This window comes from Hyphomicrobium sp. D-2 (genome assembly GCF_029872155.1).
Lineage (GTDB): Bacteria > Pseudomonadota > Alphaproteobacteria > Rhizobiales > Hyphomicrobiaceae > Hyphomicrobium_A.
This window is the reverse complement of the sequence record NZ_JARXLA010000002.1, coordinates 545986-571305: the sequence shown is the minus strand read 5'-3', so window position 1 is coordinate 571305 and position 25320 is coordinate 545986. Positions and strand designations below refer to the sequence as shown.

Genomic DNA, 25320 nt, shown 5'->3' with positions numbered 1-25320 from the left:
AGGACCTGCCTACGATGGACAGTCATCAAGCGTCCCACGATAGCAATGGACAGCATGCGCGCGTGTTTGTTCACCGCCATCCGCTGGCCGTGCGCATCACCCATTGGGTAAACGCGCTATGCCTGCTCGTTCTGCTGCTGAGCGGCTTGCAGATTTTTAACGCACACCCTGCGCTCTACTTCGGCGAAACCTCTGAACCGGACCGGGCCGTGTTGATGATCGGCGCAGAACAAAACGCCGATGGCGGATACTCCGGTGTTACCCAGATCGGCAGTTACACGTTCAACACCACCGGCGTGCTTGGATTATCCAACGGGCCATCCGGCCAACTGGAGGAGCGCGGTTTTCCAAGCTGGTTGACGCTGCCCTCATACCGCGACCTCGCAACCGGCAGACGCTGGCATTTCTTCTTTGCCTGGGGACTGGTGCTCAATGGCCTGTGCTATCTGATCTATGCGATATGGAGCGGTCACGCGCGCCGTGATCTGGCGCCGACGCGCAATCAGCTTCGCCACATCGGCCGTTCGCTACGCGAGCATTTGTTGCTGCGCTTTCCCGATGGCGAGCAAGGCCGCGGCTATAATGTGTTGCAGAAGCTGTCCTATCTGGCGGTGATCTTTGGTCTGTTGCCGCTGGCCGTTCTCACCGGGCTGACGATGTCGCCCGCGCTTGATGCCGCCTTCCCGTTCCTGCTCGACATATTCGGCGGACGCCAGAGCGCGCGCACCATTCATTTCCTTTGCGCGCTAGGGCTCACAGCTTTCGTGATTGTTCACGTCGCCATGGTGCTGGCTTCCGGCGTCTGGAACAACATGCGCGCAATGATCACCGGCCGGTATTCGGTGCCAATACGGGAGACCGCTAATGATCGAACGTAAACGCACACTCAGCCGACGCAGTTTTATCATCCGTGGCGCCGCAGCCGGTGGCGCGGCTTTGCTCGGCGGCTGCGATCAGCTTTCTCAGTCGCCATCGTTCCGCGACATGCTGAACCGTGCTGAAGGCCTCACCGAATGGGCGCAGCGCCTCGTGCTTTCTCAGCGTTCTCTGGCGCGCGAATATGCCGAAAGCGATATTTCAGCGTACTTCAAGCCGAACGGTTCCACCCGCGTTGCCGATCCTGAATACATCCGCGCATCCCAGAATGGCTTTGCCGATTGGAAGCTGCGCATCAGCGGACTTGTGGAGCGCCCCGGCGAATTCAGCCTCGATGAACTGCGGTGCCTGCCGTCACGTACACAGATCACGCGCCACGACTGCGTTGAAGGCTGGAGCGCCATCGGCAAATGGAAAGGCGCGCAGCTCGGCCCGATCCTGCAGAGCGTTGGCCTCAAACCTGATGCGCGCTTCATCGTGTTCCATTGCGCGGACAAACTCTCGTTCTTCAGCAATTACTACGAGAGCATCGACCTTATCGACGCGTTCCACCCGCAGACTATCCTGGCCTACGAAATGAACGGTGCTGCATTGCCCGTGCCACACGGCGCTCCACTGCGCCTGCGCGTTGAACGTCAGCTCGGCTACAAGCACGCCAAATACATCCAGCACATTGAGGTTGTGTCGAGCTACTCGGACATCGGCGATGGGCTTGGCAGCTATTGGGCCGACCGCGGTTACGAATGGTATGCTGGAATCTGAACTGCTCTCTCGGCGCAGCGCTTCTCATCCAATGCCGGATTTAACACCGGCATTGGATCGTACTACATCAACCGTCAGCTCTTCTCTTCGTCGAGATTGAGGCACACTGAATTGATGCAATAGCGCTTTCCGGTCGTCGTCGGTCCGTCGTCAAACACGTGGCCAAGGTGAGAACCGCAGCGGGCGCACGTGATCTCTGTGCGCTCCATCCCGTGCAAATGATCCGCGTGATAGGCGACCGCACCGGGCAACGCCTGATCGAACGACGGCCAGCCGGTTCCGCTGTCGAACTTCGTGTCAGTTGCAAAAAGCGGATTACCGCACGCGGAACACCGGAAGATGCCGTCGGTATCGACGTGCAGATATTTGCCGGTGAACGGCGCCTCCGTGCCTTTCTCGCGCAGCACGCGGTACTCTTCCGGCGTCAAAACCCGGCGCCATTCCTGCTCGTCCATTTGGGCCGGATCGCCCTGCGTCGTATTTCTGTCCATAGGGCCTCAGATAATGTCTCCGCCGACGAAACCCAAGCCTTCGCAACGTTTGCAAATCTCAAATCATATGTTGCATCAGCCGCTTGTTCGATGCTCCGCAGTCTGACAGCAACCAACGCATATAGGTCACACTTGCCGAAGTTATCTCAGATGCCATTGTCGCATAATTGAGTTCAAACTTGACATGCTTAGTAAGGTATCACCTATGGGTCCGAGGGTTTGCGCAATCGGGAATGAACTCGGCACCATGAATTATCTAACCCGAACATATTATTTGAATAATTCTAGTGTGGCAGCGGCGTTGTTTGCGCTCGCAATCGTCTGTGCACCCGCAGCCACCGCTCAGGAAAATGTCAGCCCCGGCGCTCCGTCGCTCACGGCTCCGCTTGATGCTGGGGCAGCGCCGACAGCTGCGCCGCAACCGACGATGGCGCCACCAACCGCGACGCCGCAAGTGCTGCCGAGCGTCTCGCAACTGACAGCTCCACCGGCCGCCGTCCAGAACGCGGCGCCAGCCACTGCTCCGGCCGCAACCGCACCGCCCGTCGCGCCTTCGGCTACGCCAGCCAACATGCCTTCGGCCACCTCCGCCGGCGTTCCGGAACCGTCAATGCCGGCTGCCACGACGCCGTCATCCGCTGGCGCACAGTTCGCACCCGCATCTGACGCCGCGCCGCAGATGGGTGGCATCCAGCCGGGCAGTCAGACCGACGGCCAAGCGCAAGGATTAACCGCGCCGCCCGCAGCGTCGCCCGACGCAGCCCCGGCCGATCACCCCCACGACATCAGCGACAGCCTTGGCTCCGCTCTTCCCGATGGCGTTGCGGACGCGCCTGCACTCGCAGCTACGGAAAGCGCCGGCAGCGACCTGCACGTGCCACATGACCTTTCGCCCTGGGGCATGTTCATGGCGGCCGACATCGTCGTTAAGACGGTCATGGTCGGACTGGTCCTCGCTTCCATCGCCACCTGGACGATCTGGCTGGCCAAAAGCATCGAGCTGATGGCCGCCCGTAGCCGCATGCGCCGCGCCCTACGCAAGCTGGCCGCTGCCAATTCAATGAGCGAGGCCATGAGCCTCATCGACGCCAAGCGCGGCCCCGTTCCCGCGATGCTGCGCGCTGCCATCGCAGAGACCCGTGCCTCATGGGATCTGCCCGACAAGTACGCCATCAAGGATCGCATCAAGGCACGGCTGGAACGCATCGAGCTGGCGTCGGGACGCGACGTTGCGCGCGGCACCGGCATGCTCGCAACCGTTGGTTCGACTGCACCGTTTATCGGTCTGTTCGGCACCGTCTGGGGCATCATGAACAGCTTCATCGGCATCGCCGAAACGCAGACCACCAACCTTGCCGTTGTCGCGCCGGGCATCGCTGAAGCGCTGCTGGCGACCGCCTTCGGCCTTATCGCCGCTATTCCTGCGGTGATGATTTACAACCACTTCGCGCGCTCGATCGCCGGATACAAGGCTCTGGTAGGTGATGCCTCCGTTGCTGTCCTTGGCATCGTGTCACGAGATTTCGACCGTGGTGTGCGTCCTGAACTGAGAGCGGCGGAATAGCAATGGCTGGCGGTCTGCAAGACGACGACCTGTCGGAATCCCATGAGATCAACGTCACGCCGTTCATCGACGTGATGCTCGTGCTGCTGATCATCTTCATGGTGGCAGCGCCGCTGTCGACCGTCGACGTGCCGGTAGACCTTCCGGTATCGGCTGCGCAGCCAGCCAAAAAGCCAGACAAGCCGCTTTATGTAACGCTCAAGTCAGATCTGTCGCTGGCCGTCGGCAACGACATGGTGCTGTGGGGCGGACTTGCCCAGGCACTCGATGTTCAGACCCAGAACGATCGTAACAAGCGTGTGTTTCTGCGGGCGGACAAAACTGTTCCGTACGGCGAACTGATCCGTCTGATGGATGCCCTGCGTCAGGCGGGCTACGTCAAGGTTGCACTGGTTGGGCTTGAAGGTGTTCCCGGCCGGGCATCCAGCGCGCCGCCTGCTGCGCCAACATCGCCTAGCGGTACAGCGGCAGCACCCGCCTCTGCGCCGGCTCTGCCATCGTCAACGCCAGCCGCACCGGTGTCCGCGACCTCGCCATGAGCCCCCATCTGGAATTTCTTGAAGGTTCAGGCGCGCGGCTGCGGCGTTGGGTGTTCGCATCCGTGCTGATCTTTTCAGCTCACGCCGCTGCGGGCGCACTGGCCTTCGTGAACTGGCAGGAAGAAGACTCCCTCGAAGAAGACACCGGCGTTTTTCTGGTTGAGTTCGCCCCAGACATTGCCGCCCCGCCAGAAGAGCCTACGAGTCTCCCACTTGGCCCGCGTTCCGATGAATCCGCCGCCTCGGCCGCCCCGAGCGAAGAGGTGAAAGAGAAGTCGGAAGTCGAAACGCCGGAAGTACCTGAGGCTCCTCTCGCCCCCGAGCCGGAAGTGGTGGTCGAGAAGAAGAAGGAAGTCATCGAGGAGCCGGAAGAAAAGGAAGAGCAGGAAGATCCGCGCCCGGCACAGGAGGCATTGCCGCAGGCAGCCTCAGTCGCGCAGGAAGCTGCCGCTCCGCCGCCAATCGAAGCTCCCGTGGCGGACAAGCCGAAGGGTCCGAAGCAGGGCATATCCAACAAGGTGTCGGCCGCTGTCGTCACCTGGCAGAAGTCGATCAGCCTGCACCTCAACAAGCACAAGCGCTATCCCTCAGCTGCCCGCGACAACAAGATAGAAGGCACGGCCAACGTTTCCTTTACGCTGGATCGTTCCGGCAAGGTCATCCGTGCTGAAGTCATTAAGCCGTCAGGGTCGGAACTGCTGGACGAAGAAGCGCTGGAGACGCTGAACCGAGCCAGCCCGTTTCCGACGCCGCCATCGGATGTAACGGATCATACGATCCGCTTCACGCTGCCCATTCAGTTCAAGTTCAAGCGCTGATCGGTAGCTTAGGCCATGCCGACCGCCAACTCTCGTGACACGATGTGTCGTGCATTGATCGCTGCCAGCATCTGATAGATCGCAAGGCGATAGAGCGCCCAGACGGCTGTAGGCATCGCACGAGATCATTCACGGTTGCGCCGGCGCCGTTATTAGGCAGTCACGTCAAACGATCGCGATGATCTCGGCTTCGCCTCCCGCCACGCGGACGGTGTCGCCGATCGACTTGCCGACGAGTGCGCGGGCCAGCGGCGACACATAGGAAATGGAGCCCTTTGCCGGATCAGCCTCATCCTCGCCGACGATCCGATAGGTCTGCCGGCGCCCGTCTTCCCGCTCGATGGTGATCGTCAGGCCGAACTGCACGGTTGTTGTATCGGCCGCGGGCGGCACCAGTTCAGCGGAGGCAAGACGCGCACTCCAGTATCGCAGGTTCCGTGCCGTTGCCGCCATCTCGGCCCGGTCACCTTCTGCCTGCGCCATCGCGTGCGCAGCATCCAGACGGGTCACTTCCGCTTCGATCTGCGCAAGGCCTTCCGCCGTCACCAGATTTGCATGCTCGGAGATCAGTCGGTCTGGCAGCTCATCGACGCCATCCTGCTCCTTCACAAACGCGCGGCTCATGCCGTCTCCTTTGTCAGCGCGCCCGAGGGCGCCCGAGTAAACGGCCAGTATACGGCGATCCGGCTATAATGGCATCCGTGACCGTAGCTGGATGGTCACTGCCTGGCAAAGCCTGCCAGTTTCTGCGCGAGGTCTCCCCGTGAAGAGCAAGACGACCATGACCGGTTTCGAGAAGCGCCGTCAGCGGCTGCTGTCACGCCCGGCCTTCGCCAAACGCATGCTGCGGGCAGCTCTTTTCTGGCTGATCGTCACCATGTCCTGCCTTGTCATTGGCATCGCGGGCTATGCGATCTTCGAAGGCATGTCTCTGACCGATGCCTTTCTCAACGCATCCATGATCCTGTCCGGCATGGGGTCTGTCTCCGAATTGAAGACGACACAGGGGAAACTTTTTGCCGGATTCTATGCAATATTTTCCGGCCTCATTATCATCGTAGCGTACGGCTTCGTGCTGGCCCCGATCGCCCATCGGGTGCTGCATAGATTCCACATTGAGACGCAGGATGAAGACTGATGCCGGTGCTGCCCGATCTGCCCGCCGCCGAGGCAGCAATCGTTGAAATGACGAATGCGTTTCGGGCACGCAATGGTCTCAACCCGGTCGTCCAGAATCCGAAGCTCACGGCGGCGGCCGTTGCCTACGCCAAGACACTCACCGCCTATAAGGGGCTATCGCATACAGCCGATGGCACGACAGCGGCACAGCGCATAGACGCTGCTCGATATGGTCATTGTCAGGTTGCGGAGAATCTCGCGTCGCTGCTCGACTCACGCGGCTTTACCGCGAGTGAGTATGCGCGCAGCGCAGTTGAAGGCTGGGAGAATTCGCCCGGTCACCGTAGGAACATGCTGCTGCCCCACGTGACGGAAACCGGCGTCGGCATCGCACGGGCGCCGACCAAAGAACCCAAGTACATCGCCGTGCAGCTGTTCGCGCGCCCGGTGACGTTCAAATACAAGTTCAAGGTCGTGAACCGGGCACAACATGCCATCACCTATGCGCTGAACGGCAAGGACAACACGATCGAACCGCGTGAGATCGTCACCCACACCGCCTGCACGCCCGGCACGCTCGCGTTCAACCAGGGCGTCGACACGACCCGCACCTTTACCGCCGAGGGTGGAGTCGTGTTCGCCATCAAGCCGAACGCGAATGGCAGCGGCGCAGCGGTGACATTAGAGGCAGCCGACGGCACAAAGCGCTAGAGCGCCGCTCCCGCGTTACGGCTGCATGGAGGCTGGCGCTGGCGACGCCGCCTGATCAACGCGCCTTTGCATCAATTCGTGCAAGCGCAGCCGCGCTGTCGGCATCGCCTCTTCACGCGGACGCAGCACACGGGCTTCGATAAAGTGCTGGGTCAAAAGCAGCCCGGCCACGACGTCAGCGTCCGTTGTTGAGCCCGCTTGTCTTTTCCTGGCCAGAAACGTCGGAAGACGTAGCAGGCGGTCTTTGTATTCCTCACCGGCCGCTGCGGATACCGCCCGCCCCGACTTTGGCGACACATAGATCAGATCATCAGCTGCACCGCTCGCCGCACAGGTGGAAAGATCGAGGCCGAAGCCCAATTCGTCCAGCAGCGCCAGCTCCCACCGGACCATCAGCGCGGGCCAGACTTCAGGCTCATCGAGGTAGCTCAACACAAACAGCGCAACCTCGAACAATCCGGGATGGGGATCGCGCTCGGGCAGCAGGCGCGCCAGAGCGCACAGCGACGATAGGCCTGCGAGCGTCAACGCATCGTCCATGGCCGGCGCAGCATATCCGCGACGCAATTCGACTTGCACATGCCCAAGTTGGTCCGCCAGCCGCGCCTTCCACGTTGCATCGACGTGGTTTCCCATCTGCAGTACCGGCCGCAGCTTGCGCGAGCGCCCGCCGTGGACCAACCCCAGATGCCTGCCCTGCCCGCGGGTGAACAGCTCGGCTATAGCGGCCGTTTCCCCGTGCGGTTTGACCGAGAGGACGATGCCTTCATCCGTCCATTGCATGACTTCAAGACCTGTCGTTACCGCCGCGCCGCCATCGTCCGTAGCGCCATGGCGCCAGCGGGTGCCGCTCTGCGGTTATATCGGGCACCGGATCATGCCCATGCGTACCCCATGGATGGCAGCGGGACAAACGCGACACCGTCAGCCAGAAACCACGCCAGGCGCCGTTCTTATCAATCGCCTCCAGCGCGTATTCGGAGCAGCTCGGCGCATGGCGGCAACTCCATCCGACCAGGGCTTTCAACGTCCAACGATAAAGATGTATTGGCGCCTTCAGCAGCGTGGCGGCGATGGTCATGTGACAGGCGCGCCGTTCTCGGTTGCCATCTGATCAGGCCGAGGCAGACGCAGCGCCGGAACCAGCGGAAGCCCCGTTGGCTTGTTCGATTTCATCGATTGCCTGCTCCAGCGCGTCGAACACCAGCAGCACCGAGCCATGGCGCGCCTTGTAATGCCGCACCGGCTCCAGCACCGACAGCTCGGCGAAGCGACCGCCGGGGGCCGGACCATTTTCCTTCAGCATTGCGCGCATGTCAGCGGCCGCCGCGCGAACCTCGGCAGCACTGGCGCCTACGATATGCGCACCGACGATGGCGCACGCCGCCTGCCCCAGCAGGCAGGCTTTTACGGTCTGGCCATAGTCAGCCACCATGCCATCGCGCAGGTTCAGATCGATGGTGACGGTCGAACCGCACAGCCGCGAATGGGCTGTAACCGACGCATCCGGCGCCGTCAGGCGCTCGGAACGGGGCATGTGCGCCGCCAGCTCCAGCAGCTTCGTGTTGTAGATCTCGTTGAGTTCGGCCATATCCAGTCCGATATTACATCCTGCCGCCGTCCAGCGGTTATCGCTGTTGCGGGCGGTTGATGGGCTCACCACTGTTGCCGCCATCATTGCAGCGGCCTTTCCATTGGCCCAGCCAATGCCGATAATATAGGACAGCTTGCTGCGCGCCGCACCGGCATGGCCACTATTTTCGGGGGTCGAAGACCGATACGCGTGTGGACGCGCACCAGCGCGAACAAAGGAGCCTTCCGGTGTCGAAGCCGTCGCTGCCAGAAATCCAGCCCGCCACTGCGGCCAAGCCCTCCCGCGAGCAGGCCGAGGAAGCCGTGCGCACGCTGCTGGCCTGGGCGGGCGATGATCCTGCCCGCGCCGGTCTCACCAATACGCCGCGCCGCGTCGCCGATGCATTCAGCGAGCTATTCAGTGGCTACGCATGCGACCCGGCAGCGGAACTGGCGCGGACGTTCGAAGACGTTTCCGGCTACAGCGACATGATCCTGCTGCGCGATGTGCGGCTGGAAAGCCATTGCGAGCACCACCTCGCCCCGTTCAGCGGGCTGGCCCACGTCGCCTATTTGCCCGATCGCCGCGTGGTCGGTCTTTCCCGCATGGCCCGCATCGTCGACATCTTCGCCCGTCGCCTGCAGGTACAGGAATCGCTCACCGCTCAGATCGCCGAAACGATCCAGTGTGCGCTGCAGCCGAAGGGCGCGGCGGTGATGATCCTTGCACGGCATAAATGCATGGCCTTCCATGACACCAACCAGCCGGACGCGATCATGGAAACGACGCACTTCACCGGCGTTTTCAATGAAGATATGCATTGGCGCCAGCGTTTCATCGACGCTATCAGAGCGCCCGCACGGCTTTGACAGCAAAGATCGCAAGCCAGAACTTGCGTTCAATTGCTCACATTCAATCAAGCGCGTTAGCGCAACAGCTTCAATTCCAGCAGGTATACATGAGCGCGCACGCATCGCAGCCGTTCGCACAACGCGGCACCAAATCTGACATCGAGAACGGACTATCGTTTCAACCGAAGTTCGACGGTGACGGTCTGATCCCGGCTATCGTCACCGACGCCCGCACGGGTGAAGTGCTGATGTTCGCCTTCATGAATGCGCACGCACTGAAGCTGAGCATCGACACAGGCATTGCGCACTTCTGGAGCCGCTCACGCGCCGCGCTCTGGAAGAAGGGCGAGGAAAGCGGCAATTTTCTCAACATTGTCGAGATGCGCACCGATTGCGATCAGGATGTCATCTGGGTTCGCGTTGAAGTGGCCGGGGATGGCCGCGCCTGCCACACCGGCGAGCGGAGCTGCTTCTATCGCGTCATCAAATCCAGCTCCAATGCTGACGAAGCCGCCGCGCTAGCCGTCGCTGCGGACGCCTGCCGCCACGATTAGGCCGATCACGAACTAACCTTCCTTTAGGTTTGCTGCGTTGCGGACGTTATTTTCGCAGCGCGATATCGCGCGCGCATAGTGCAGGGTTAATCTGTCGCACCTATATCTAATCAGAGCGAAGGATCAGGTTCGGGGAATTCGGGGCCGCGCAAAGCGTCCAGTAGAAAAAACGGCAGGCAGGGCAACATGGCCAAAGCAAAGATCGGTCTGGCACTCGGCGGAGGCGCGGCTCGGGGCTGGGCCCATATCGGCGTCCTGAAGGCATTGCTCAAAGCCGGAATTAAGCCCGACATCATTGTCGGCACTTCGATTGGCGCCGTCGTCGGTGGATGCCACGCCGCGGGCCACCTTGAGGAGCTTGAAGGTTTTGCGCGCGAGCTGACGCGGCGCCGGGTGTTCGGCTATCTCGATTTCAACTTCGGCGGCACCGCGCTGATCAACGGCCAGCGGCTGTGCAATCGGCTTGAGCAGCATCTGGGCGATCTGCGCATCGAGGATCTGCCATCTCGATTCAGCGCCGTCGCCACCGAACTCGGCAGCGGACATGAAATCTGGCTGTCGCGCGGTAAACTCGTGGAATCCATGCGCGCATCCTACGCGCTGCCGGGAATCTTCCGTCCGGTGAAAATCAACGATCGCTGGCTGTTCGATGGCGCGCTGGTGAACCCGATCCCCGTGTCGGTCGCCCGTGCACACGGCGCGCGCTATGTGATCGCGGTCAATCTCAACTTCGACAGTTGCGGGCGCGGCACCGTCGTTCCGCACATCGAACCGGATGAAGCCGCGCCGTCAACCGCAGTCGCCGAACCGGCCGCGGAACAGAGCCGCCCTGCCATGCGGCGCCTGCTCAAGCGGCAGGTGCTTGGCCGCAGCGAAACGACACCGGGCATCTCCCGCGTGATGGTTGAGGCATTCAACATCGTGCAGGATCGCATTGCCCGATCGCGGCTTGCTGGCGATCCGCCGGACGCGCTGATCAATCTGCAGCTCTCGGATATCGGACTGTTCGATTTCCACCGCGCCGATGAACTGATCCAGCGAGGCGAGGCCGCAGCACAGCGCCACATCGCCGATGTGCGGCGTGAGATCAACGCGCGCAATCATGTTTACGGCAGCACGCACGCAGATGCCGTTTCGCAGACATTCGACGCTGGTGGGTAAACTTCAAAACCGTCACGACATAATATGCTGGGATATGCCGGGTAAACTCGGGGCGAGCTGCGCGGCCGATTTCGCGTCAACGTGACTGGTAAAACCGCACGCCCCATTCGTCACCCAGGCGTTGCGGTGGCTCGAAAGCCGTCCGATCGAAATTCAGCGTCCGCAACACAAAAAATATCGCGGATCGCCAAACAGCCTATGCGGCATCAACCGGTGACGAAATAACCGCGCATCGCGGTCACTTCCATTTCCACTTCAGCGATGTGATGCTTCACGATATCGCCGATGGAAACGATGCCCACGAGCGCGCCGTCTTCAATGACCGGAACGTGACGGAAGCGACCTTGCGTCATCACTTCCATCAGCTCATCGAGCGTGGTGTGTTCCTGGCACGTGATGACGTTGGTGGTCATCGTCTTCGACACCGGCTCACTGAGAACGTCAGCTCCGCGCTCACCCAATTTGCGAACGACGTCGCGCTCAGAAATGATGCCCGCGACATCGCCGTTGTCGCCAACGATAACAATCGCGCCAATTCGCTTCTGGGTCAGTTTGGTGATGATGTCGAGAAGCGTTGCATCAGGACGCGCAGTAGCAACTGTCCGACCCTTCGCTTTCAAAACCTGCCCGATATTCATTGCATCTCCTCCACTGTTCGTGAACAGCTAAGGAACCATCGGATGGCAACCTTAGCCCACCGCCAGTCGACGCAAAGCTACCAAACCGTCATCGGTTGCTTCTATCGGCGTATCGATATCGTGATGCAAGAAATCGCACCGTGCAAGACCTATCAATGCAAAAGCGTATTGTGAGTTCCTGCGTTGTTTGTGTTTTGCGGTGCATCAAAAAAACCAAACGCTAAAAATCCGGCGAAATAGCCACCGATGTGCGCTTCCCAAGCGATGCCGCTCTCACCCACACTGCCGAAGCCAAACACCGCTAAAACATTGGCGAAAAGAAACACCGCGGTGACTGTCAAAACGCGTTTATCTTGCAGCGCGGCACGCAACGACATCAACGGCGCGGCGCGAGGGTTTTCCCGCAGTGCAGTGAAACCGCCCCTATCCACAGCTGTAAACATGAAGCGCATCGTTGCTCCCATCAGGCCGGAAATAGCGCCCGATGCGCCCACCATCGGCGCCATCAGTGCGGGATTGAAAAGCAGAAATGTCGCCGCTCCTGCGATACCGCAAACGAAGAACAGCAAAATAAAACGCAAAGCGCCGACGCGATTTGCAATAGCGGCGCCGAACGCAATCAGCCACGCACCGTTGAATGCCAGATGCATCCAGTCACCGTGCACCATGGTGTGCGTGACGAACGACGTGACGGCCGTAAGGTCACCGCCCGGCAGCAGCGATGCATCACCCGAATAGCGCGCCGGAATGAATGCGAGCGCCAGCGTCACCCAGCCATCCCACATTTCGGGCAGCAGCGAGCGAATGACCTGCACCGCAATCATCACAAGCAGAACACCGAACACGGCGTTGTGCAGGTTGAACATCGGCTCATGCCGGTTTTGGCTCACGAGGGCTTCCCTTTTGCGCGGCTTGGTCAATGCGTGTTCAGAACGAAGACCCGATCAGGCCTGAACCAGAGTTAACGCTGAGCTACAGCCGGAACAACTCCGGTATTTGCCCCTCGATGCGTCTCCTGGCGGCGCTCTAGAGCGCTCCCCGTCCGGACCGACCCGCAATGCCGGCATCCAACAACCCCGATGGCACGGTTGCTGCTTTCTCAACCTCAATCCGGATTGAACGGACGTACCATCGTGCCATTCCGGGACAACCATTCATAAAGTCAGAAGGCACTGAGGGGGCGGCCAGTTCGAATATGGAATTGAAACACAAGACCAGTCGCGTTCTCTATTCATACTGGAACACCGTCCGGGGAAACCGCGCCACGCCCCGCCGCTTCGAGATTGAGCCGGCGAAAATCGCCGCGATCCTGCCGTGGACGTTCATTCTGGAGCGTATCGACTCCGATGCCTTTCGTTTCCGGCTGGCGGGCACCCACGTCTGCGATAGCTTCGGTGTTGAGCTACGGGGTTCAAATTTCCTCGATGGATGGTCAAGCCTGGACCGGCTGGCCATTGTCCGCCACTTGGCGGCCCTGACCAAGCACAGCGCCGTTCTCAGCATCTACCTGGAAGCCGCCCCGGTCGCGCGGGCGTCATCGCAGTTTGAAGCCCTCCTTCTGCCGCTCCGGCACACCGACGACAAAATCGACCGAATTCTGGGTGCGCTAACGCCCCTGGACACGCCCCCCTGGCTGGGTGAGTTGCCTATCACCTCCAAGCGCGTCATTTCCCATGAACTGTCTTTCCCTGCCGGCGTTTCAGCCACCGACACTAACGATCCTCATCGGCCGGTTGCCTTGAAGGCCTCACTGACCGCGCCAGTACTGCTGCCTACCGCACACACCCGCGTTGTGCGTTCTGAGCGGCGGCAGTTCAGGGTTTTCGAAGGCGGGCTTGGCAACAACAACGCCGACAAGACCTGAAGCCGGCGCAGTCGCAATTCCCACAAACCACCTTTTTTAGCCAACAGTGACCGACGACATGCTCTCGTCTGTCACGAATAACGAAGCGTTTCATCGCAACGCCACAGCGTTATCTTTGCGATGGCCAACGCGCCAACAATACCCAACGGCGGCCCTCGCTTCCCGTTCCATACAGAAATGGAGCGCAAATTAGCTGTTCGTTAAACCCGATCACTCAATAGTTGGCTCAGGAACAGAGCCTTTATTGTGTGCGTTTTGACTTGGCTCGCGGCACAGGACCGGCATCGGCTGGACCAAGCGCAGGAACGCCCATGTCAACGGGTTCGGAAGTCTTCAAGCAGCCTGAGCCGGAAAATTCCGGCCCCACCGGGCGATCACAAAGGCGCTTCCCGCGCTTTTCAGTAAGCCTGCCCGGCCGCTTCATGCGCTCCGACAAGCTGGATTATCCGTGCCAGCTTATAGATATTTCCGTTGAAAGCGCTGCGATGACCACGCCCGTTCCGCTTCGGGTGGGCGAACATCTTATTGTTTATCTCACGCGACTGGGTGGCCTTGAAGGCAGTGTGGTGCGCCTGTTTCCGGGCAGCTTCGCCATGGCTATCAGCGGCACTCAACGCAAACGCGACAAGCTCGCGGTGCAGTTGCCCCGGCTTGCCGCTGAAACCGAAATTCCAGATGGCGAGGTGCGGACCTATCCGCGCGTTTCAGCCAATGATTCCGCACTTCTTGTGCTCGAAGACGGATCAAGTTTCGTTTGCCCTCTGCACGATCTCTCGATGTCCGGTGCTGCAATTGTGACGCCTGAGCGCCCACCGCTGGGATCGCAGGTGATGCTCGATAAACGGCCTGCAACTGTCGTGCGCCATCACGAGCGCGGCATCGCTGTGAAGTTCCACGAACGCTTCATCACTGCGGAGTTCGGCTCGAGTTTAAGGCCTCAATCACGAAGGTAAACGATCGCCTAGTTTTTCAGTTCAAATCCGCGGGCACAGTTTCAGCGTAATTCGAGTTCTGTCGGGTAGCTTCAGGGAAAGAGTAACGGGGTTTGGGTCATGCAGCGTGTTCAGCTTAGCGCTTTCGTCCTCATCGGCGGCTTGATTGCCTCCACGGCAGCCGGCGCGCAAACCGTGTCGAACATCCAGAAGCCGGAGAAGGGTCAGAAGATCGAGAAGTCCGTGAAGGCGTCTTCCTTCATGCGGATTTTTGGTCCGGCGCAGCCTCCGCATGGTTTCGTACGTTTTTGCGAGGCCAACCCGAAGGAGTGCGATCCCGACCACGGACAGGAAGCGCGTTTTGAAGCGACCGCTGAGCGCCTGATGGAACTGGACGACATCAATCGCACCATCAACCGCGAGATCGCGCCTGCAACCGACCTCGAAGTGTACGGCGTCAATGAGTACTGGACGCTGCCCACCACACGTGGCGATTGCGAAGACTATGCACTGCTGAAGCGCAAGCGTCTGATCGAAAAAGGCTGGCCGGTCAGCTCCGTGCTGATGACCGTTGTGCGTGATGAGAAGGGCGAAGGTCACGCCATTCTCACTGCTCGCACGACGCAGGGCGACTTCATCCTCGACAACAAGCTTGAGGACGTTCGCCTGTGGCATAAGGCGCCCTATCAATTCGTGATGCGTCAGTCGTATCTGAACCCGAAGGTTTGGGTTGCTCTCGACACGCGGCACGGTCCGCTGGCGACAACCATCTCCGGCCGCATTGATCGCAGCACTGAATAAATTCCAGTCGCATGCCGATATGAATTGCGCGGCGTCCTATGGGCGCCGCGCTCTGTTGTTCAGCCCCGGGTGTTTTGTTTTAGCGTTGCCTGGGGCTGATGCATTGCTATGCGCGCCCGATCTGAAGCAACAACACGCGGCTCCACAGGCTCACGCACCTGGCGCCTGCTCAGTCCTGCTGCTGCGGTTTCATGCCCGCCGCAAACCGCTTCCAGTTTTTCACATAGCGCCCAGCGCCCGCACCGAAGCGCGCGACATCTTCATCAGTGAGTTGACGCACGATTTTTCCCGGCGATCCAAGCACCATCGAACGCGGCGGGATGACCTTGTTTTCCGGAATCAGCGTGTTCGCCCCGATCAGGCATTCCTCGCCGATCTGCGCACCATTGAGGACGATCGATCCGATACCGATCAGGCTGCCACGACCAATGGTGCAGCCATGCAGCATCACCATATGGCCGATGGTGCAGTCCTCACCGATCGACAGCGGATAACCCGGATCGGTGTGCAGCACGCAGTTTTCCTGCACGTTCGACCGCGCGCCTACTCGCACCGCCTCATTGTCGCCGCGCAGAACACTGCCAAACCAAACACTGGCATCCTCTTCGAGAATAACCTTGCCGATCAGAAATGCGTTGGGTGCTACCCAGTAGCGCCCTTCGCCCGGCGTTTCGACACGAACGCCATCAAGCTCGTAAAGCCCCATTCCGCGATCAAGCCTGCTCAAGATCGACGTCGAGGATGGCCATCTGGAACTGATACGACGTCTCGCCGTCTTCTTCCTCGCGGAACAGCACCGCAATGAACTCGCCGTCGACGAAAACTTCGGCGCTGTCCTTCTTTTTGGGACGGGCGCGTACTTCAAGATTCTTGGAGCCGAACGTCTTGCGCAGATAAGACTGAAGCTGGGCTATTTCTTTGGGATCCACTTTCTACCTCTCCTAGGCGCCGCAGCTCCATGCCGCCGCGAATTTTTACAGGCCGCCGAAATCATCGACCCAGGTCTGCTCCATTTCGAGCGCTGGCTCGGCGCTGCCCGATGAGCCGACGATCTTTGCGGGTACACCCGCCACCGTCACGTGCGGCGGCACTTCCTTCAGCACCACACTGCCAGCCGCAATGCGCGACCCGTCACCGACAACAATATTGCCGAGCACCTTGGCGCCCGCTCCGATCAGAACACCCTCACCGATCTTGGGATGGCGATCGCCGGTTTCCTTGCCGCTGCCGCCCAGCGTGACGCCATGCAGGAACGAGCAGTTGTTGCCCACGCGCGCAGTCTCACCGACGACGATGCCGGTTGCGTGGTCGAGCATGATGCCCTGACCGAAATCCGCCGCCGGATGGATATCGACCGCGAAGGTGCGCGATGACTGGCTTTGCAGAAACAGCGAGAAGTCCCGGCGTCCCTGGTTCCAGAGCGCATGCGCGAAACGATGCGTCGCCAGCGCATGGAAACCCTTCGAATACAGCAGCGGTTCGATGTAGCGGTTGCAGGCTGGATCACGGTCGAACACCGCCGCCAGATCGGCGCGGAAGATGCCGCCGATTTCGGGCTCCGCCTGCAGCAGAGTCCGGAAGGTCTGATTGATCAGCACCGCATCGACATCGGAATGGTTGAGCCGCTGCGCCAACCGGTGGCAGATTGCTTCCTCCAGCCGGTCATGGCTAAGCAGCGTGGCATAGATGAAGCTGCCGAGGGCGGGCTCCGCCGCCATGGCGCTCTCTGCCTCACGCAGAATTTCCGACCAGATGGGATCGTAGTTCAATGTCTTGCCGTCAGCCGCAGTCCGCATCGTCCTGGCTGCCATGTCGCGTTCCTCGCGCTGCTTTTGCGCATCGCCTTGCCGGGCCCGGAGCCATCAGCTCAATGGGGGTACAAATATGGCGCCGCCCCGTCAACGGCTTCTAAGGGTATAACCTTCCCAAGAATTTGATGCGACCCTCCAGCATTCTCACCGCCCGTTCCATTCCCCTTGAGACGACCTGACCCGTTGCGGCCAAATGCCGTTCATTGCTCTATTGGCGCCTTCACACGAGGATCCCCCATGGCTGACACCTCTTGCGACACTCCCTCTTTGCGTCTGGAGCGTGAGGGGCAAATCGGTTTTGTCATCATTTCCAACCCGGCGCGCATGAACGCCTTCACTGCCGGTATGTGGGGCCAGGTTCCGGACGTGATCGCCGAAGCAGAAGCCGATCCGGAAATTCGCGTCATAGTTCTGCGCGGAGCGGGCGAGAAAGCCTTCTCGGCCGGCGCCGATATATCCGAGTTTGAAAATGCCCGTTCCGGCGCTTCAGCCGCCGCCTATGACGCACTCAACGACAATGCATTCCTGGCCCTTTCCGGCTGCAGCAAGCCTACGATCTCGATGATCCATGGCTTCTGTCTGGGCGGCGGGCTGGCTGTCGCCCTGTGCACCGACATCCGTCTGGCCGATGAGGCCGCCCAGTTCGCCATTCCAGCCGCCAAGCTTGGGCTGGGCTACAACGCCCGCTGGATGCGTCCGCTGCTGGCCGCCGTGCCGGCCGCTAGGGCGAAGGAGATGCTGTTCACGGGGCGCCGGTTCAAGGTTGCAGAGGCCCATGGCATGGGGCTGGTGAATAGCGTGGTGCCAGCGAATACCTTGGATGAAACCACGCGCACGCTGGCTGCGGAAATTGCCGCCAATGCGCCGATGACCGTGCGCACCGCTAAGCGCACCATCGACGAACTGACACGCAATCCGCAGACGCCGGATATCGCGACGCTCGATGCCATGGTGGACGCCTGCTTCAAGAGCGAAGACTACGCCGAGGGCCGTCTGGCATTCATGGAAAAGCGCAAGCCGCAATTCAAAGGCCGCTAACGCGTTCGTTGCCATACGGCTGCCAACATCACGCCGATGCCTGCGAACTCCCACGCTTGCTAATCTGACGCGGTACGTTGAACAAATATCACCATCGGGATGTGCCATGCCTGCGGCGCTCGTTCAGACCTTTCGCGCGTTTGCTTACAACAACGCGTGGGCCAATCGCCGCCTTCATCAGGCCTGCGCGGAACTGAGCCAGGAACAGTTTGAAGCGACGCGCACCAGCTTCTTTCCCTCGCTGCAGACAACGCTGAACCACGTCTACGTCGCTGACCTGTTTTACATCGACGCGCTTGAAGGTGGGTGGCTGGGGCCGAAAGTGTGGGAAGACCACGTGCCCCATCCCAGCGTGGCAACGCTCGCGCCTGAGCAGGCCGCCATGGACCGCCGCCTGATCGAAGTGTGCAATGCTTTGACGCCGGAACTGCTGGACGGAGACGCGCTGGTCAATCGTGGCGCGCGTGTGCAACGGGAGCGCCGTGACCGCCTGCTGATGCATCTGTTCCAGCATCAGATCCACCACCGCGGCCAGGCGCACGCAATGCTGTCCGGTACATCGGTGAAACCGCCGCAACTGGATGAGTTCTTTTCGATAGCTGAAGCGCCGCTGCGTGCTGAGGAATTCAACGCCCTCGGCTGGAGCGAGGCAACAGTGTGGGGCGCGACAGCAAAATAAACTGGCGTTGCATTTTACGCGGCCGCCGTTCCCATCAGCAACGATTTGCACCTACGCAAACTATCAGATGGAACTGATCCGATGAGCGCACCGGCTCGCTACGCCGCTTCCAGCTATGCATTACCGCCGTTCGCCGACGGTGCTGTGCTGGAACTGACGCCCCTCGACGCCACGGACGCCGAGCGCCTCAGCATCGTCTTCGCTGCGATGGACCCGTGGCATTCGTATGGATATCCGGCCGGGCAGCTACAGCCCATGATGACCGCCAACGAGCCTGGCATTCCCTGCTTCGCCATCCGCCTGGATGGCAACGTCATCGGCGTCATCCTCATCCAGCCGCTGTGGTTGCGCGGGCCCTATCTACGGTTTCTGGCACTCGAACCGGTTGCGCAAAATCGCGGCATCGGCGGCGCGTTGCTGGCGTGGCTTGAGAGTGAAGCGCGCGCGGCTGGCGAGCGCAATCTCTGGGTTGCTGCATCACAGATCAACACCGGCGGCATCCGATTTTACGAACGCGCCGGCTTCCATCAGGCTGCGGCGTTTGACGGCCTTGCCTATGACGATCGCATTGAACTGCTGTTCCGCAAGCGGCTTACCGACTGACGCTCACGGCACATCAAACACGATGCGACCGCGCACCTTGCCGGCCAGAATTTCCGGTGCCAGTTCGACGACATCAAGTAGCGGCCGTGTAACCGTCATTTCCGCAAGCTTGGCCACATCCAGATCCGTTGCCAGCCGCGCCCATGCACGCACCCGCTGCGCACTCGGTGCCATCACGCTGTCGATCCCGGCCAGCGTCACGCCACGCAGAATGAACGGCGCAACCGACGCCGGCAGATCAAGGCCGTGCGCCAGACCGCTGGCCGCGACGCAGCCGCCATAGGCGGTCATGCTCAAAACGTTGGCCAGCGTGTGCGACCCGGCAACGTCGATGGCACCGGCCCAGCGCTCCTTGCCCAACGGCCTTGCCGGTTCAGATAGATCCGCGCGCGCAATGATTTCGCTGGCGCCGAGACTGCGCAGATAATCCGCTTCCTCCAGCCGTCCCGTCGAGGCAATCACGCGGTAGCCCAGCCGATGCAACAGCGCGACAGCGACACTGCCGACGCCGCCCGCTGCGCCCGTCACCAGCACATCACCGCGATCAGGGGTGATGCCGTAATCTTCCAGCGCCAGAACTGACAGCATCGCCGTGTAGCCTGCGGTGCCGATCGCCATTGCTTGAGCGGTGGTGAACTGCGGCGGACATTTGATCAGCCATTCCGCCGGAACCCGCGCGCGTTGCGCATAGCCGCCCGGGCGCCGCTCGCCGCAACCCCAGCCGTTGAGGATGACCCTGTCGCCCGGCGCCAATCCACTATCGTGTGACGCGATTACTTCGCCGGCGAAGTCGATGCCTGGCACGATTGGATAGCGCAGCAATCCGGGAAAGCGCCCGGTCAGGATCAGTCCGTCCTTGTAGTTGATGGTTGAATGGGTGATCCGCACCGTCACATCGCCATCGCCGAGCGAAGCATCAGAAACAGACTGCCAGCTCGCACTTACACCGCCTTCGCCGCGCGTCGCTACCAGTGCAAAGCACTCATCCATCAATTTGCTCCTCAATTTCTTTTATCGCAGCGCATCAACAGTCGGCATTTTACATCGGCACGGAACTTCGCCCGGTGAGGCCGTTTGCACGCACATCTAGCATCAGGAAACATCGCGCACATTCGGTCGATTGTACAAAGGTGTCACACAGCGTGTGGCACGAATGCGGATGTGGACGAGTTGTTGGCATCTTATGCAAATTGCATTGACGCACGCGCCGCAAAAACGATTTCGATTGGCAGCGATAAAAAGGAAACATACCCTTGCAACCGTAGCAGCGTGTTGTGCGTTCTAAGTTCCGCGTTGACCGGTGCTACAAATCGGGCGGATGGCATCACTTGGTTTGAAGTTGCTCATGCCGCGCGAGAATTGGAGGCGACAATGGAACTGATGGTCCGATTAAATGTTCTTGCCGCTCTTCTTTCATTCGGCCTGATCGCTGCAATCGTTGTTGGCGTGGTGTAGCGATCCCTCATTTGACTGATGCGCTCTGGTTCCCCCGTCCCGGAGCGCTCTCCTAAAACAAAGGCGCGGAAGTCCCCTCCGCGCCTTTGCTTTATCTGAAATCACCAAACGACTTTATTCGGCAGCCATTGCAGTGATGCTGACGCCCAAGCGCTCGGCAACGCCGCGCCCGTACGCGGGGTCAGCCTTGTAAAAGTGCTCGATCTGCCGCCGTGCGATTTCCTCAGGAACGCCCGTCATCGCTTCAGCGATGTTGTCCATCAAGCGGCCCTGCTCATCAGCGGTCATCAGACGGAACAGATCGCCCGGCTGCCGATAGTCATCATTGCCATCACGATGGTTGTAGCGATCAGCATTGCCGGCAATCTGCAAAGGCGGCTCAGCGTACCGGGCATCCTCCTTCGCGCCACCGAATGAGTTCGGCTCATAGTAGGCATTCTGCGCGCCGGTCTGCTGACCGAAGAAGCGCATGGAGCCATCCTTGTTGTAGTGGTGCATCGGGCATTTCGGTGCATTCACCGGCAGGTGCTCATAGTGCGTGCCGATGCGATAGCGGTGCGCGTCCGCATACGCGAAGATGCGAGCCTGCAGCATCTTGTCCGGCGAGAAGCCAATACCCGGCACGATGTTCTTGGGCGCGAACGCTGCCTGCTCGATCTCGTTGAAGTAGTTTTCCGGATTGCGATTAAGCTCCATCACGCCAACCTCGATCAGCGGATAGTCAGCGTGCGGCCACACCTTGGTGAGGTCGAACGGATTGTACCAGTGCTTGCCGACATCAGTTTCCGGCATCACCTGCACATAGAGCTTCCACTGCGGGAAATCGCCCTCTTCGATCGCACTGAAAAGATCGGCCTGATACGACTCGCGGTTCTTGCCGATGATCGTTTCAGCCTCGCGGTTGGTGTGGTTCTTGATGCCTTGCTGGCCCTTGAAGTGGAACTTCACCCAGAAGCGTTCGCCGGCATCGTTGATGAACGAATAGGTGTGCGAGCCGAAACCATGCATGAAGCGCGGGCTCTGCGGAATGCCGCGATCCGACATCAGGATCGTCACCTGATGCAGGCTCTCCGGCGATAGCGACCAGAAATCCCACATCGCGGTGGGCGAGCGCATGTTGGTTTTCGGGTGCCGCTTCTGTGTGTGGATGAAGTCCGGGAACTTGTAAGGATCGCGCACGAAGAAGACCGGCGTGTTGTTGCCGACCAGATCCCAGTTGCCCTCACCGGTGTAAAACTTCAGCGCGAAACCGCGCACGTCGCGCTCATGATCGGCGGCGCCCTGCTCGCCAGCGACGGTTGAGAAGCGCGCCAGCATTTCGGTCTTCTTGCCAACAGCGGAGAAAATGTCCGCCTTGGAGTACTGCGTGATGTCGCCCGTGACAGTGAAGGTGCCGTAAGCACCCCAGCCCTTCGCATGTACCGTGCGCTCCGGTACGCGCTCGCGGTTCTGATGCGCCAGCTTTTCGACGAGTTGATAGTCCTGGATAAGCAGCGGCCCCAGCGGGCCTGCCGTCATTGAATTCTGGTTGTCGGCGATCGGCGCGCCGGCGGTTGTGGTGAGAATATTATTTGGAGTTTTCGTGTCGGTCATCATTAGCTCCCGGATGGCTGAGGGAAGCGCCAAGGAGCCTGCCGAGACCTGCTAAGTAAAATCGTCTTTCCTGCTGCAACCGATAAGTTTCACTAATCGGGCAACGAACCGCGCACCCGCGGCGTCAGCGCACTATACGCAGGCGGCTGCGCATATCCTGACAGCGATCCTCATAGGCGCATTCCGATGACCCGTGATGCGACCTCTGCGGCGTGGCGTCCGGCGTAATCCACGCCGCCACTACACCAACAAAAACGCGCATCAGAAAATTCATCGCCGCTCTCTGCCTGTTGGATTGGTAGGGCGTGCCAGACTGGAACGCACCGCCCACCGAGAAGATCCCGAAGAGAAGACCTTGACCCTTTATCGCCGCGTTGTTCGTTCGCCGCCCCCGGCCGGGCTTCGGTCAATCGCTGCCAGATGACGCCGGATCAGGCGCATTGGTGTCGTCAACCTTCTCGACGTTGCGTTCGGGCGCCGGTTTCGATGGCCGCTTACCAGAACCGCAAACAACTTCGCAGGGAATGCCATCCTTGTCGCGATCAAGATTAGTATAACCGCATACGGAAAATTGATAACGGGCTTCGGCACAGCTCGACATCTCGCGGCAGTACCTCTTCTGGCAATCGAAGGCCAGAGCCGCCGCTCCTGAACCCAACACCCATGCGCCGGCTACCATCAATCGCAACGCTATCAGCATCACCCCGCACACATCTGCCGCAATCCACGTTGCCATAATATCCTGACACACCGGCATGTATTGATGCCGACCGGTGCAAAGCATATCAACCGCCGATCGGCCCTGTTATGCTCTCCACATCATAATCTGGATTTGCGCTTAATGCCGCTCGATCAAGCCCTGCTCCGCCGTGTCCTCGTTACGCTGGCAGCATTGGCTGCCTATCGTCTCGCGGCCCATCTGCCGCTCAGCGGCGTCGATGTCGCCCTGCTGGCGCGCATGTCGGGGGCAAACGCCTCCTCCATCGATGCGGCGTCCATTATTGCCGTCGGCATCATGCCGCTGGTGTCAGCGCTGGTGCTGATCGAGACCGCCAAGCTCGCATTCCCATCCTTGATGCACTGGCAGCAAGCCACGCCTGAAAACGGCGCCAGCTTAGCGCGCATCAGCATCATTCTGGCGCTGGCCCTCGCGCTGGCTCAGGCGGTGGGGCTGACGCTGGCGCTGGAAGACATCAGCGGTCTGGTGTTTGAACCGGGCGCCGGTTTCAGGTTCACCGCTGTTGCAACGTTAGTGTCAGGCACCGTTCTCGCCATCGCACTCGCGTCCATCATAGACCGTGCGGGCCTCGGCTTCGGCGTCTGGTTTCTGTTCCTGCTGCCGACATTGCTGGAATTGCCGAAGGCCTATGCCACGCAAATCAATCTGGTGTTGTCGGGGCACTATCCAACGCTGGCGTTTTTGATCGGCGCGGCGTTTGTCGTTCTGGCCACTGCAGGCATTGTTGCCATCATGCTGGCAGGACGAGCCTCCGGGGCGCCCCCCGCCGCCAAGGCGACGATTGAAACCTGTATATGGACGCCGCTGCTCGCCAGCATCTGGCTGCCCTACGGTTTGCTGGCCTTGGGCTGGATATCGAACGGCGGCGGCGCTGGTTCCGCCTTCACCGCTCCGACGATACTGCAGATCGTTTTGATGATGGTGCTGATGCTTGGCTTGATCGCCGCTGGCTACACCCGCAGCTTTGCGCGCGCTGACATTGCGACACCCGTGCCGCCCGTTGTAGTCGCCCTCGCCGTCTTTGCTGTGTTTGGCGGCGGGATGTTGCTGCAGCGCTTTGCGATTGCCCTTCCGTTTGACCGCAGCCCGCTCGTCATCGCCGTTACGATCGCTGCTGCCATCGCCATTGCGGCGGGGTTGGTCGATCGCGCGCGCAAGGCCGCCGACGCGTGAACCGCACTGGAAAGCAAAACGCCGGAGCTTGCACCCCGGCGTTTCTTGTTCTGACGTGATCGTTGCGATTGCGCGTCGCTCAGAAGCCGTCCTCAGGCCGGAACAGGTAGCTGGCGCGCAGCATGACCGATGAAATATCCGCGCCGCCGGTGATGGCCGCCTCGGTGCCGATCGGAATGCCGATCAGGCACAGGTCGCACGATCCCGCAGTGCTAAGGTTCAGGTGCACATACTGATATTCGAGGCCGACGATAAAGCTTGGCCACCAGGCATATTCGACGCCCGCACCAAGGCTCCAGCCATCGACGAACTCATCCGTCTTGAATGTCTTGTAGGCGCCACCGGTGCCAACACCTGCTACGGACAGCGAGGCATTACCACCGACCCAACCGCCTTTGATGAACACCATCGTGCGATCAAACGTGTAGCCAAGACGCGGCTCGATGCTCAGCAGCCAGTCGATGTCGGTCTTGAAGGTGTCGGTTGCAGGAAAGGACGGACTGGCTGTCGATTGCGACAGGCCGGTGCCAACGAAGCCGATTTCGAGACCGAATATCCAGTAGCCCATCTGCAGGTTGGCGCCGCCCATGATGCCGCCAGCAACGCCGCCGGGCGAGAACGAAGCTTCCTGCCCTGCCGCGCCGGGCAGAACGAATTCCGTGTAGTGCTGCGCCCAGCCGATGTCGCCCCAGGTGCCGCCGAATTTTCCGCCGACGTAGAACCCGCTCCAGTCGGTGACGTATTGGGAATCGGTCCACACTGCGCCGGGTATGTAGCCATCGGCGTTGGCGGGCGTGTGTGTTGCGGTGCTGGCCAGGATGGCTGCCAATGCTGCAACTGAAAAGGATGCGCGACCCAAGCGGCGGATGTTCCGGCGCATCGGCTGAACCAAAGTCCACAGCGTGTCCATCACGTCTCCACCGATTGTTCAGTGCGGGAACCTACCCTTAATCTGAGTCGCGCTTTGTTCGCATC

The 25320-nt window shown here is 60.5% G+C and carries 33 protein-coding genes; 18 read left to right on the top strand and 15 right to left on the bottom strand.

Annotation, left to right across the window (positions count from 1 at the left end; translation table 11 throughout):
• Positions 1-14 precede the first annotated feature (14 nt).
• The gene (locus QEZ49_RS04495) at positions 15-878 is read left to right on the top strand and encodes a cytochrome b/b6 domain-containing protein (RefSeq protein WP_280384602.1); all 864 of its coding nucleotides are present in this window, start codon (positions 15-17) and stop codon (positions 876-878) included.
• The gene (locus QEZ49_RS04490) at positions 865-1638 is read left to right on the top strand and encodes a molybdopterin-dependent oxidoreductase (protein ID WP_280384600.1); all 774 of its coding nucleotides are present in this window, start codon (positions 865-867) and stop codon (positions 1636-1638) included. The genes QEZ49_RS04495 and QEZ49_RS04490 overlap by 14 nt, the downstream gene beginning before the upstream one ends.
• Before the next feature lie 74 nt (positions 1639-1712).
• Here QEZ49_RS04490 and msrB read toward each other — a convergent pair whose 3' ends face one another.
• Positions 1713-2129, bottom strand: a complete 417-nt coding sequence (gene msrB, locus QEZ49_RS04485) for a peptide-methionine (R)-S-oxide reductase MsrB (RefSeq protein ID WP_280384598.1) — start codon at positions 2127-2129, stop codon at positions 1713-1715.
• A gap of 342 nt (positions 2130-2471) precedes the next feature.
• Complete coding sequence (locus QEZ49_RS04480) at positions 2472-2753, bottom strand: hypothetical protein (protein WP_280384596.1); 282 nt, start codon at positions 2751-2753, stop codon at positions 2472-2474.
• Here QEZ49_RS04480 and exbB point away from each other — a divergent pair.
• Genes exbB through QEZ49_RS04465 form a run of 3 tightly spaced genes read left to right on the top strand, consistent with a single transcriptional unit; the run spans position 2740 to position 5050 of the window.
• The gene (gene exbB / locus QEZ49_RS04475; protein ID WP_280384594.1) at positions 2740-3693 is read left to right on the top strand and encodes a tonB-system energizer ExbB; all 954 of its coding nucleotides are present in this window, start codon (positions 2740-2742) and stop codon (positions 3691-3693) included. The genes QEZ49_RS04480 and exbB overlap by 14 nt on opposite strands.
• Before the next feature lie 2 nt (positions 3694-3695).
• Positions 3696-4232 carry a TonB system transport protein ExbD gene (gene exbD / locus QEZ49_RS04470; RefSeq protein WP_280384592.1) on the top strand — a complete coding sequence of 179 codons (537 nt, stop codon included), beginning with the start codon at positions 3696-3698 and terminating at the stop codon, positions 4230-4232.
• Positions 4229-5050: an energy transducer TonB gene (locus tag QEZ49_RS04465; protein WP_280384590.1), complete on the top strand. Its 822-nt coding sequence runs from the start codon at positions 4229-4231 to the stop codon at positions 5048-5050. Before exbD ends, QEZ49_RS04465 begins: the two co-directional genes overlap by 4 nt.
• 165 nt (positions 5051-5215) lie before the next feature.
• On the opposite strand, the gene greA is transcribed toward QEZ49_RS04465, so the two are convergent.
• Positions 5216-5674, bottom strand: a complete 459-nt coding sequence (gene greA, locus QEZ49_RS04460) for a transcription elongation factor GreA (protein ID WP_280384588.1) — start codon at positions 5672-5674, stop codon at positions 5216-5218.
• Positions 5675-5813: 139 nt separating this feature from the next.
• On the opposite strand from greA, the gene QEZ49_RS04455 reads away from it, so the two are divergent.
• Positions 5814-6188, top strand: coding sequence for a hypothetical protein (locus tag QEZ49_RS04455; RefSeq protein WP_280384586.1), 375 nt, complete (start codon positions 5814-5816; stop codon positions 6186-6188).
• Positions 6188-6880 carry a CAP domain-containing protein gene (locus tag QEZ49_RS04450; RefSeq protein ID WP_280384584.1) on the top strand — a complete coding sequence of 231 codons (693 nt, stop codon included), beginning with the start codon at positions 6188-6190 and terminating at the stop codon, positions 6878-6880. The genes QEZ49_RS04455 and QEZ49_RS04450 overlap by 1 nt, the downstream gene beginning before the upstream one ends.
• A 15-nt stretch (positions 6881-6895) precedes the next feature.
• Here the strand turns inward: QEZ49_RS04450 and recO are convergent, their stop codons facing one another.
• Genes recO through QEZ49_RS04435 form a run of 3 tightly spaced genes read right to left on the bottom strand, consistent with a single transcriptional unit; the run spans position 6896 to position 8471 of the window.
• A complete protein-coding gene (recO, locus tag QEZ49_RS04445) occupies positions 6896-7663 on the bottom strand; it encodes a DNA repair protein RecO (RefSeq protein ID WP_280384583.1) in 768 nt (255 codons plus the stop codon).
• A 4-nt stretch (positions 7664-7667) separates the two neighbouring features.
• Complete coding sequence (gene yidD / locus QEZ49_RS04440; protein ID WP_280384581.1) at positions 7668-7961, bottom strand: membrane protein insertion efficiency factor YidD; 294 nt, start codon at positions 7959-7961, stop codon at positions 7668-7670.
• Positions 7962-7994: 33 nt separating this feature from the next.
• On the bottom strand, positions 7995-8471 hold the full coding sequence (locus QEZ49_RS04435) for an iron-sulfur cluster assembly scaffold protein (protein ID WP_280385072.1): 477 nt from the start codon (positions 8469-8471) through the stop codon (positions 7995-7997).
• Positions 8472-8701: 230 nt separating this feature from the next.
• Here QEZ49_RS04435 and folE point away from each other — a divergent pair, with 230 nt between their 5' ends.
• The 3 genes from folE (at position 8702) to QEZ49_RS04420 (ending at position 11019) form a co-directional block, all read left to right on the top strand.
• Positions 8702-9322, top strand: a complete 621-nt coding sequence (gene folE, locus QEZ49_RS04430) for a GTP cyclohydrolase I (protein ID WP_280384579.1) — start codon at positions 8702-8704, stop codon at positions 9320-9322.
• A gap of 89 nt (positions 9323-9411) precedes the next feature.
• Positions 9412-9858 (top strand): phosphoribosyl-AMP cyclohydrolase, encoded by a 447-nt coding sequence (gene hisI / locus QEZ49_RS04425; protein WP_280384577.1) that lies wholly within the window; start codon positions 9412-9414, stop codon positions 9856-9858.
• Between the two features lie 186 nt (positions 9859-10044).
• The gene (locus tag QEZ49_RS04420) at positions 10045-11019 is read left to right on the top strand and encodes a patatin-like phospholipase family protein (RefSeq protein ID WP_280384576.1); all 975 of its coding nucleotides are present in this window, start codon (positions 10045-10047) and stop codon (positions 11017-11019) included.
• A 206-nt stretch (positions 11020-11225) separates the two neighbouring features.
• On the opposite strand, the gene QEZ49_RS04415 is transcribed toward QEZ49_RS04420, so the two are convergent.
• Both QEZ49_RS04415 and QEZ49_RS04410 read right to left on the bottom strand, forming a co-directional pair.
• Entirely contained in the window at positions 11226-11657 is a 432-nt protein-coding gene (locus tag QEZ49_RS04415; protein ID WP_280384574.1) for a CBS domain-containing protein, read from the bottom strand.
• A 152-nt stretch (positions 11658-11809) separates the two neighbouring features.
• Positions 11810-12427: a rhomboid family intramembrane serine protease gene (locus tag QEZ49_RS04410; protein WP_280384572.1), complete on the bottom strand. Its 618-nt coding sequence runs from the start codon at positions 12425-12427 to the stop codon at positions 11810-11812.
• A gap of 287 nt (positions 12428-12714) precedes the next feature.
• Between QEZ49_RS04410 and QEZ49_RS04405 the strand changes: the two genes are divergently transcribed.
• The 3 genes from QEZ49_RS04405 to QEZ49_RS04395 all read left to right on the top strand — a co-directional run bounded on the left by QEZ49_RS04405 (position 12715) and on the right by QEZ49_RS04395 (position 15254).
• Entirely contained in the window at positions 12715-13521 is an 807-nt protein-coding gene (locus QEZ49_RS04405) for a PAS domain-containing protein (protein ID WP_280384571.1), read from the top strand.
• Positions 13522-13832: 311 nt separating this feature from the next.
• Positions 13833-14474 (top strand): PilZ domain-containing protein, encoded by a 642-nt coding sequence (locus QEZ49_RS04400; protein ID WP_280384569.1) that lies wholly within the window; start codon positions 13833-13835, stop codon positions 14472-14474.
• A gap of 99 nt (positions 14475-14573) precedes the next feature.
• Complete coding sequence (locus QEZ49_RS04395) at positions 14574-15254, top strand: transglutaminase-like cysteine peptidase (protein WP_280384567.1); 681 nt, start codon at positions 14574-14576, stop codon at positions 15252-15254.
• A 169-nt stretch (positions 15255-15423) separates the two neighbouring features.
• On the opposite strand, the gene QEZ49_RS04390 is transcribed toward QEZ49_RS04395, so the two are convergent.
• Genes QEZ49_RS04390 through cysE form a run of 3 tightly spaced genes read right to left on the bottom strand, consistent with a single transcriptional unit; the run spans position 15424 to position 17065 of the window.
• Entirely contained in the window at positions 15424-15960 is a 537-nt protein-coding gene (locus tag QEZ49_RS04390) for a gamma carbonic anhydrase family protein (protein ID WP_280384565.1), read from the bottom strand.
• A gap of 7 nt (positions 15961-15967) precedes the next feature.
• The gene (locus QEZ49_RS04385; RefSeq protein ID WP_068462494.1) at positions 15968-16183 is read right to left on the bottom strand and encodes a DUF3126 family protein; all 216 of its coding nucleotides are present in this window, start codon (positions 16181-16183) and stop codon (positions 15968-15970) included.
• 45 nt (positions 16184-16228) lie between these two features.
• A complete protein-coding gene (gene cysE, locus QEZ49_RS04380) occupies positions 16229-17065 on the bottom strand; it encodes a serine O-acetyltransferase (RefSeq protein ID WP_280384563.1) in 837 nt (278 codons plus the stop codon).
• 237 nt (positions 17066-17302) lie between these two features.
• On the opposite strand from cysE, the gene QEZ49_RS04375 reads away from it, so the two are divergent.
• The 3 genes from QEZ49_RS04375 (at position 17303) to QEZ49_RS04365 (ending at position 19385) form a co-directional block, all read left to right on the top strand.
• Positions 17303-18103 (top strand): enoyl-CoA hydratase, encoded by an 801-nt coding sequence (locus tag QEZ49_RS04375; protein WP_280384561.1) that lies wholly within the window; start codon positions 17303-17305, stop codon positions 18101-18103.
• 106 nt (positions 18104-18209) lie between these two features.
• Positions 18210-18782: a DinB family protein gene (locus QEZ49_RS04370; RefSeq protein ID WP_280384559.1), complete on the top strand. Its 573-nt coding sequence runs from the start codon at positions 18210-18212 to the stop codon at positions 18780-18782.
• 81 nt (positions 18783-18863) lie between these two features.
• Positions 18864-19385, top strand: a complete 522-nt coding sequence (locus QEZ49_RS04365; protein ID WP_280384557.1) for a GNAT family N-acetyltransferase — start codon at positions 18864-18866, stop codon at positions 19383-19385.
• Between the two features lie 3 nt (positions 19386-19388).
• Here QEZ49_RS04365 and QEZ49_RS04360 read toward each other — a convergent pair whose 3' ends face one another.
• Entirely contained in the window at positions 19389-20375 is a 987-nt protein-coding gene (locus QEZ49_RS04360; RefSeq protein WP_280384556.1) for an MDR family oxidoreductase, read from the bottom strand.
• A gap of 171 nt (positions 20376-20546) precedes the next feature.
• On the opposite strand from QEZ49_RS04360, the gene QEZ49_RS04355 reads away from it, so the two are divergent.
• On the top strand, positions 20547-20840 hold the full coding sequence (locus QEZ49_RS04355; protein WP_280384554.1) for a hypothetical protein: 294 nt from the start codon (positions 20547-20549) through the stop codon (positions 20838-20840).
• A gap of 114 nt (positions 20841-20954) precedes the next feature.
• Here QEZ49_RS04355 and QEZ49_RS04350 read toward each other — a convergent pair whose 3' ends face one another.
• On the bottom strand, positions 20955-22433 hold the full coding sequence (locus tag QEZ49_RS04350; RefSeq protein ID WP_280384552.1) for a catalase: 1479 nt from the start codon (positions 22431-22433) through the stop codon (positions 20955-20957).
• Between the two features lie 406 nt (positions 22434-22839).
• Entirely contained in the window at positions 22840-23169 is a 330-nt protein-coding gene (locus QEZ49_RS04345) for an excalibur calcium-binding domain-containing protein (RefSeq protein ID WP_280384550.1), read from the bottom strand.
• Between the two features lie 105 nt (positions 23170-23274).
• Between QEZ49_RS04345 and QEZ49_RS04340 the strand changes: the two genes are divergently transcribed.
• Positions 23275-24345 (top strand): hypothetical protein, encoded by a 1071-nt coding sequence (locus tag QEZ49_RS04340; RefSeq protein WP_280384548.1) that lies wholly within the window; start codon positions 23275-23277, stop codon positions 24343-24345.
• 79 nt (positions 24346-24424) lie between these two features.
• On the opposite strand, the gene QEZ49_RS04335 is transcribed toward QEZ49_RS04340, so the two are convergent.
• On the bottom strand, positions 24425-25255 hold the full coding sequence (locus tag QEZ49_RS04335) for an outer membrane beta-barrel protein (RefSeq protein WP_280384546.1): 831 nt from the start codon (positions 25253-25255) through the stop codon (positions 24425-24427).
• Between the last annotated feature and the right edge of the window lie 65 nt (positions 25256-25320).